This is a genomic window from Noviherbaspirillum autotrophicum (assembly GCF_000818395.1).
Classification (GTDB): domain Bacteria; phylum Pseudomonadota; class Gammaproteobacteria; order Burkholderiales; family Burkholderiaceae_D; genus Noviherbaspirillum; species Noviherbaspirillum autotrophicum.
On the sequence record NZ_JWJG01000028.1, the window covers coordinates 1870172 to 1877272 of the forward strand.

The following is a 7101-nucleotide window of genomic DNA, read 5'->3' on the forward strand; positions in this document are numbered from 1 at the left end:
TCAGCACCGGCATGTACACGGTCGACGCCAACGGTAGCCTATCCTTCAAGGGGGGATACCTGAATGGTGGTCAGGCCACGAAAATCGACCGGCCGAATAAGTTTTTTTTAGTCTTTCCAGCCATCCCGGACCACCGCTGGACCTGCGGACTGGCTAGCGACAAATAGGTGACGGCAAGGTGGTGGCCCGCTGCAGCGAAACGCGGCATGCTCAGCGGGATAGCATACTGCCGAGCCAATCCGCCGAAACGCATGTAGCTACCGTTGCGGCGCAATACTTGCTGGCGCCGCGCCATAAATTTGCCCGACCTATCTCCGAAGGAACTGTCGGTCTGCTTTTTTATACGTAGCAACGGAAGGAATAGGTCGTTTTCTGCGTGTCAACCGACTCCAAGCCGCGTCTGCTTTGACGTCTATAACAGGCGTTCAAGTTTCAGCATAACGGCGACGATTCCCGCAAAAAGAAATACGCTCACGCCCTGTAGCGTAATGATTCGTACGTAGTTAGGCATGAGCGTATTTATGACGATGTGCACTTATATCAATTTCATTCGTTTTGCCTCTTCGCGAAGTTCACCTCGGAAATCCGGATGAGCGATGCCGATCAGCGCTTCGACGCGTTGCTTGGCAGTCTTGCCCCGCAATTGGGCTACCCCGTACTCGGTTACCACATAATTGACGTCATTTTTGCCGGTCGTTACATGCGTGCCCGGTGTCAAAGTGGGCACAATGCGGGAAATGGTATTTTCCTTTGCCGTAGAAGGCAGGACAATGAATGACTTTCCCCCCTTTGAATAATTGGCTGCCCGGACAAAGTCCGCTTGCCCACCGGTGCCTGAGTACGGGGTAAAGCCAAGACTTTCGGAGCCGCACTGCCCGATCAAGTCCACTTGCATCGTGGCGTTGATGGTAATGAGGTTGTCGTTTTGCCCGGCCAGGAAGGGATTGTTGATAAAGTCCACCGGATGCATTTCAAAGGCCGGGTTCCGGTGCATGAACTGGTAGAGTTTCTTTGAACCCAGAGCGAAGGTGGCCAGTATTTTGCCCGGGTGGTAATTTTTCCGCCGGTTGGTGATGGCGCCGGATTCCACCAGCGTCATGATGCCGTCCCCGATCATTTCAGTATGGACTCCCAGGTCCTGCTTGCCGGTGAGTTGCATCACCACCGCGTCGGGAATGGCGCCGTAACCGATCTGGAGAGTCGCACCATCCGGGATCAATTCGGCGACATACTTGCCGATGGCTTCCTGGACAGGTCCGATCTTGGGCAAGCCGACTTCCAGCAGCGGCTCGTCACTTTCGATCAGGCCGGCAACCTGGGAAATATGGATATGGCAATCGCCGTTGGCGAACGGCACGTTTGGATTGACTTCCAACACCACGGCCCGGGCCTTGCGCACAGCAGCCATCGTGTAATCGGCAGCCAGGCTCAGCGAGAAATAGCCGTGTTCATCCATCGGCGAGGCCATACTGAACACCACGTCCGCCGGCAGGTAACCGCGATCGAGCAGTGTCGGCAATTCAGAGAAGTAGGCCGGAACGAAGTCGATCCAGCCCTCTTGGCAGCCCGGCCTGGAGGGGCCGCCGAGGAAGTAGGCCAGATGACGCACATGTTTCGAGGTTTCGCAGTCAAAATAGCCATACTTACGCAGCGGCAGGATTTGCGCGACCTCCACATCACGGAAATCACGGCGCTGCTCCGAGAGCGCCGTCAGCAAGGTCGGTGGTTCACCCACTCCGGTCGGCACGACGATCGTGCCCCCGTTGCGGACAATGCGCACGGCATCGGCGGCTGCCATCCGCTTTTGCTGGTAGAGAGAATGAAAATCCATGACTGTGTCACCTCGTTGGGCTTAGTTATTGTTGAATACCGGCTGCCGCTTTTCCAGGAATGCCTGCATGCCTTCCTTTTGGTCTTCCAGGGCAAAGGCTGCGTGAAACACTCTGCGTTCGAAGAGGAGCCCTTCATGCAGGCTGCTCTCAAATGCGCGATTGACGGATTCCTTGATCATCATCGCTACCGGCAGAGAAAAGCCGGCAATGGTCTGGGCCGCCTTCAGGGCTTCCTCCAGCAAGCGTTCGGCCGGATAGATGCGGGCGACCAGGCCAGCTTTCTCGGCCTCGGCCGCATCCATGAAGCGGCCGGTCAGGCAGAGATCCATGGCCTTGGACTTGCCCACCGCGCGCGGCAGGCGTTGGGTTCCGCCCGCACCAGGCAAGGTGCCCAGTTTGATTTCGGGCTGGCCGAATTTGGCGTTGTCGGCAGCGAAAATCATGTCGCACATCATCGCCATTTCGCAGCCGCCGCCCAGCGCGAAGCCGGCCACTGCAGCGATGACGGGTTTGCGGCAGGTCTTGAGCCGTTCCCAGTTGCGCGTGATGTAATCGCCCTTGTAGGCGTCCATGTAGCTAAAGCCAGCCATCGCGGCGATATCGGCTCCCGCAGCAAAGGCCTTGTCTGAACCGGTGATGACGATGCAGCCGATATTCTCGTCCGCCTCGAACGCATCCAGTGCGCGCGCCAGTTCGTCGACAAGCGCGTCGTTGAGGGCGTTCATCTGCTTGGGGCGGTGAAGGGTGACGAGGCCTACCTTGCCGCGGGTGTCGACCAGAATGTTTTCGTAAGCCATACCCTGCCTCACTGAACCAGAGCGCGGCCGATAACCAGGCGCTGGATGTCGTTGGCGCCTTCGTAGATCTGGCATACCCGCACATCGCGATAGATGCGCTCGACCGGAAAATCGCTGACATAACCGTAGCCTCCGTGAATCTGGATGGCATCCGAGCAAATTTTTTCGGCGACCTCGGAAGCAAACATCTTGGCCATGGAGGCTTCCTTGAGGCAGGCTTTTCCAGCGTCTTTGAGCATGGCGGCACGCCACACCATCAGGCGCGCGGCGTCGAGTTGCGTGGCCATATCCGCCAGGCGGAAGCTTACGGCCTGGTGCTCGAGAAGAGGCTTGCCGAAAGTTTCGCGTTCCTGAGCGTATTTGAGCGCCGCGTCGAAGGCGGCGCGGGCCATGCCGACCGATTGCGCCGCAATGCCAATACGGCCGGCTTCCAGGTTGGACAAGGCGATCTTGTAGCCGTCTCCTTCGGCGCCCATCATGGCCGTGGTCGGTACGCGGCAATTGTCGAAGATGATCTGGGCCGTATCGGAAGCCTTTTGCCCCATTTTCTCCTCGATGCGGGCCACCACATATCCCGGGGTGGCAGTCGGTACCAGGAAGCAGGAAATGCCTTTTTTGCCGGCGCTCTTGTCGGTCACAGCAAACACAATGGCCACGTCGGCGTGCTTGCCGGTGGTGATAAATTGTTTGACGCCGTTCAGGACCCAGGTGTCGCCATCACGCACCGCCGTGGTCTTGAGCGCGGACGCATCCGAGCCGACATGCGGCTCGGTCAAGCAAAAGCAGCCGAGTTTGGTGCCGCGCGCCAGAGGGACAAGCCATTCCTCCTTCTGGGCCATGGATCCATACTTCAGCGTGATGCCGCAGGCCAGCGAGTTCTGGACGCTGACGATGGTAGAGGTGGCGCCGTCGCCGGCTGCGATTTCCTCCAGCATCAGCACCAGACTCATATAGTCCATGTCGGCGCCGCCCCACTCCTCGGGCACGACCATGCCGAGCGCACCGAGCTCGCCCAGTTCCTTCAATGCCTGTGCCGGGAAGCTGTGGTTGCGGTCCCATTCGGCAGCATAAGGCACCAAGCGTTCTTGCGCGAAGGCGCGCATGGAGTCCCGGATCATTTCCTGTTCTTGAGTCAAAATCATCACGTAATCCTCAAAGCATTTCGATGGCCATGGCGGTCGCTTCGCCACCGCCGATACACAGGCTCGCGATACCACGCTTGCCGCCGGTCTGGCGCAGCGCGCCAATCAAGGTGACCAGGATGCGCGTGCCCGACGCGCCGATCGGATGGCCCAGCGCACACGCGCCGCCGTGGATGTTGACTTTGTTGTGGTCGAGCTGCAGGTCGCGCATGGCAGCCATCGCGACGACGGCAAAGGCTTCATTGATCTCCCAGAGATCGACGTCACCAGCTGACCAACCGGCCTTGGCCAGCACCTTTTGCATGGCGCCGACAGGAGCAGTCGGGAACAGACGAGGTTCGTGGGCATGGTTGCTATGGCCGACGATGACGGCGACGGGTTTGATGCCCAGTTTCTCGGCGTTGGAGCGGCGCATCATCACGAGCGCGGCGGCGCCATCGGAAATGGAGCTCGAGTTAGCTGCGGTTACCGTACCGTCCTTTTTGAAGGCAGGTTTCAGGCCAGGAATCTTTTCGATCTGGGCCTTGGGCGGCTGCTCGTCGTGCTCGATGACGACATCGCCTTTTTTACCGGAGACGGTCACTGGCGCAATCTCCCAGGCAAACGCGCCAGTCTTGATGGCTTCCTGCGCGCGGGTCGTGGAGGCAATCGCATAGGCGTCCTGGTCGGCGCGCGTGAAGCCATAGCTACCGGCGCAATCCTCGGCAAAGGTGCCCATCAGGCGGCCCTTGTCGAAGTAAGCGTCTTCCAGTCCATCGAAAAACATGTGATCGAGGATCTGGCCATGGCCAAGGCGCAAGCCGCCACGCGCCTTCGGCAGGAAATAGGGCGCGTTGGTCATCGATTCCATGCCGCCGGCCACCATTACTTCGTTGGATCCGGCGAGCAGCACGTCGTGCGCCAGCATCGTGGCCTTCATGCCGGAGCCGCAGACTTTGCTCACGGTGGAGCAGGCAACCGACAGCGGAAGCCCGGCGTTGATGGCGGCTTGGCGTGCAGGCGCCTGGCCAAGGCCGGCCGGCAGCACGCAGCCAAGGACGAGTTCTTGCACCTGGTCGCCGGCAATACCGGCGCGTTCGACCGCTGCCTGAATGGCGACGCCGGCCAGTTGCGGAGCGGTGAGCCCAGCGAAATCACCCTGGAAACCGCCAATGGGCGTTCGGGCAACAGAAACAATGACGATTGGATCGTGCGACATGGTTCGCTTTCTTGAAATGGGTTGAGCTTATTTGGCCGCCATGCGGATGGCGCCATCCAGGCGGATAACCTCGCCGTTCAGGTATTGATTACTGAAAATGTGTTCCACTAACGCCGCGTACTCGGCCGGCTTACCCATGCGGGAGGGAAAGGGCACCATCTTGCCGAGCGCTTCCTGGACCTCAGCAGGCATACCCATGAGCATCGGGGTTTCCATGATGCCGGGGGCGATCGTCATGACACGAATGTTGGAACGCGCGAGCTCCCGGGCGATGGGGAGTGTCATCGCCACCACCCCGCCCTTTGAAGCTGAATACGCTGCTTGGCCGATCTGACCGTCGAAGGCCGCAACGGACGCCGTGTTGACGATGACGCCACGTTCGCCATTGGCATCGGGCTCGGCGGTGCTCATGATCTCCGCCGCCAAGCGGAGCATGTTAAAACTGCCCACGAGATTGATGTTAATGGCGCGCGCGAAGGACTCCAGCTTGTGTGCGCCTTCCCGCCCCATCACCTTTTCCGCGGGAGCGATGCCGGCGCAATTGACCAAGCCGCGCAGCGGGCCTAAGGCGGTGGCGGCGATGAATGCGGCCTTGGCGCTGGCTTCGCTCGTGACGTCGGTCATGACGAAGCGCGCACCGGTGCCCAAGGCGTTGGCCATGGCGGTGCCGGCTTCCTGGTTAATGTCGGCAAGGATGACCTTGCCGCCCCGCTCAACAATCATCCGGGCAGTGGCCGCTCCCAAGCCGGAACCACCGCCAGTCACCACAAATACATTGCCCCTAATCTGCATAACTCGGTCTTCTCGTTAACAAGGCGCGGGCTGCTTGTACAGCCAATGCGCGATTTCAAATGCGGTAGAAGTCTATGAGCCTGCGCATGCTCGCACTAGATCAAAATCGCTCAATCCGGGTGGTAGAATTTGCCACTCATTGGTTTCGCGAATGCAACATGAGCCGCAGAGTTGAAAAAGGCACCATCGCGATTAGCTTCGTGTTTGAAGCGCTGGAGGTCATGCGCCGCCGCGGCCTGGATTGCGAGCACCTATTGGTCAGAGCCGGTATCTCTCCGGAACTGCTGAATCTGCCTCACGCCCGGGTTTCTGCAAACCATTACGGCAAATTGTGGCACCTCATCGCTGATACCCTGGATGACGAATTTTTTGGCATGGACAGCCATGGCATGAAAAAGGGCAGCTTCACCTTGCTATGCCATAGCGTCATCCATGCCGATACCTTGGGGCGCGCCTTGCATCGTGCGCTACGCTTCTTGCGCGTCGTGTTGGACGACATCGGGGCGGAGTTGGTCCGGGATGGAGAGCTGGCCAGGATTACTGTGATGGAGCGGATGACAGATCACACAAGCGCCCAGGTGCTGCCGCCGCAACGCGCTTTCGCTTACGGCACCTTCCTTCTCATCGTGCACGGGCTGGCCTGTTGGCTTGTGGGAAGACGTATTCCGCTGCTGTCAGCCGATTTCCGCTGCGCCGAGCCGTCATTTAGCGGGGAATGGCGTGTGCTCTTTTTACCTCAGCTGCAGTTTAATCAACCGCACACCGAGATAAGCTTTTCTGCCAAGTACTTGGATATGGGCACGATCCAGACCGAGCGAACGATGAAACAGTTTCTTCGGAACGCGCCGGCTAATTTTTTGGTGAAGTATAAAAATAGTGCGAGCTTGACCGCCCAGATTCGCCGCCGTCTGCGGGAAGTGCCGCCGATGGCCTGGCCGGATTGCGAGACGCTGGCCCGGCAGTTCCACACTTCTCAGTCCACGTTTCGGCGCCGCCTGGACAAGGAGGGACAGTCTTACAGGGCCATTCTTGACGATTTGCGGCGGGATTTAGCTATCTCGCTATTGAGCAATTCCGACAAGCCGATTGCCGACATCGCTGCCGAATTGGGTTTTACAGAGGCAAGCACGTTCTACCGTGCATTCAGGAAATGGACGGGGGCACGACCGAGCGAATATCGCTTCAGTGGAATCGCGCCGCCCCATTAGCGAAGCAAGCCATAGAAGCAAGCAACCCGGGAACTCGATTTGAGGTAAGCGATCCATGACGGACGTCCCTTGTCGGATAGTCTCGCGTGTTGTTAGCGCGATTACAACCGAGTCGTCGGGAGGGAGATTTTC

General features: G+C 59.0%; 6 protein-coding genes. 1 reads left to right on the forward strand and 5 read right to left on the reverse strand.

Annotated features, from left to right (window positions below; translation table 11 throughout):
* Window positions 1-535: 535 nt before the first annotated feature.
* Genes TSA66_RS09975 through TSA66_RS09995 form a run of 5 tightly spaced genes read right to left on the reverse strand, consistent with a single transcriptional unit; the run spans window position 536 to window position 5761 of the window.
* Window positions 536-1831: an acetyl-CoA hydrolase/transferase family protein gene (locus TSA66_RS09975; RefSeq protein ID WP_040039885.1), complete on the reverse strand. Its 1296-nt coding sequence runs from the start codon at window positions 1829-1831 to the stop codon at window positions 536-538.
* A gap of 21 nt (window positions 1832-1852) precedes the next feature.
* Entirely contained in the window at window positions 1853-2629 is a 777-nt protein-coding gene (locus TSA66_RS09980) for an enoyl-CoA hydratase (protein ID WP_040039886.1), read from the reverse strand.
* A gap of 8 nt (window positions 2630-2637) precedes the next feature.
* Window positions 2638-3771: an acyl-CoA dehydrogenase gene (locus TSA66_RS09985; protein WP_040039887.1), complete on the reverse strand. Its 1134-nt coding sequence runs from the start codon at window positions 3769-3771 to the stop codon at window positions 2638-2640.
* A 10-nt stretch (window positions 3772-3781) separates the two neighbouring features.
* Window positions 3782-4969 (reverse strand): acetyl-CoA C-acetyltransferase, encoded by a 1188-nt coding sequence (locus tag TSA66_RS09990; RefSeq protein ID WP_040039888.1) that lies wholly within the window; start codon window positions 4967-4969, stop codon window positions 3782-3784.
* A gap of 27 nt (window positions 4970-4996) precedes the next feature.
* The gene (locus TSA66_RS09995) at window positions 4997-5761 is read right to left on the reverse strand and encodes a 3-hydroxyacyl-CoA dehydrogenase (RefSeq protein ID WP_040039889.1); all 765 of its coding nucleotides are present in this window, start codon (window positions 5759-5761) and stop codon (window positions 4997-4999) included.
* Window positions 5762-5847: 86 nt separating this feature from the next.
* Between TSA66_RS09995 and TSA66_RS10000 the strand changes: the two genes are divergently transcribed.
* Window positions 5848-6969: an AraC family transcriptional regulator gene (locus tag TSA66_RS10000; RefSeq protein WP_232429445.1), complete on the forward strand. Its 1122-nt coding sequence runs from the start codon at window positions 5848-5850 to the stop codon at window positions 6967-6969.
* Window positions 6970-7101 lie beyond the last annotated feature (132 nt).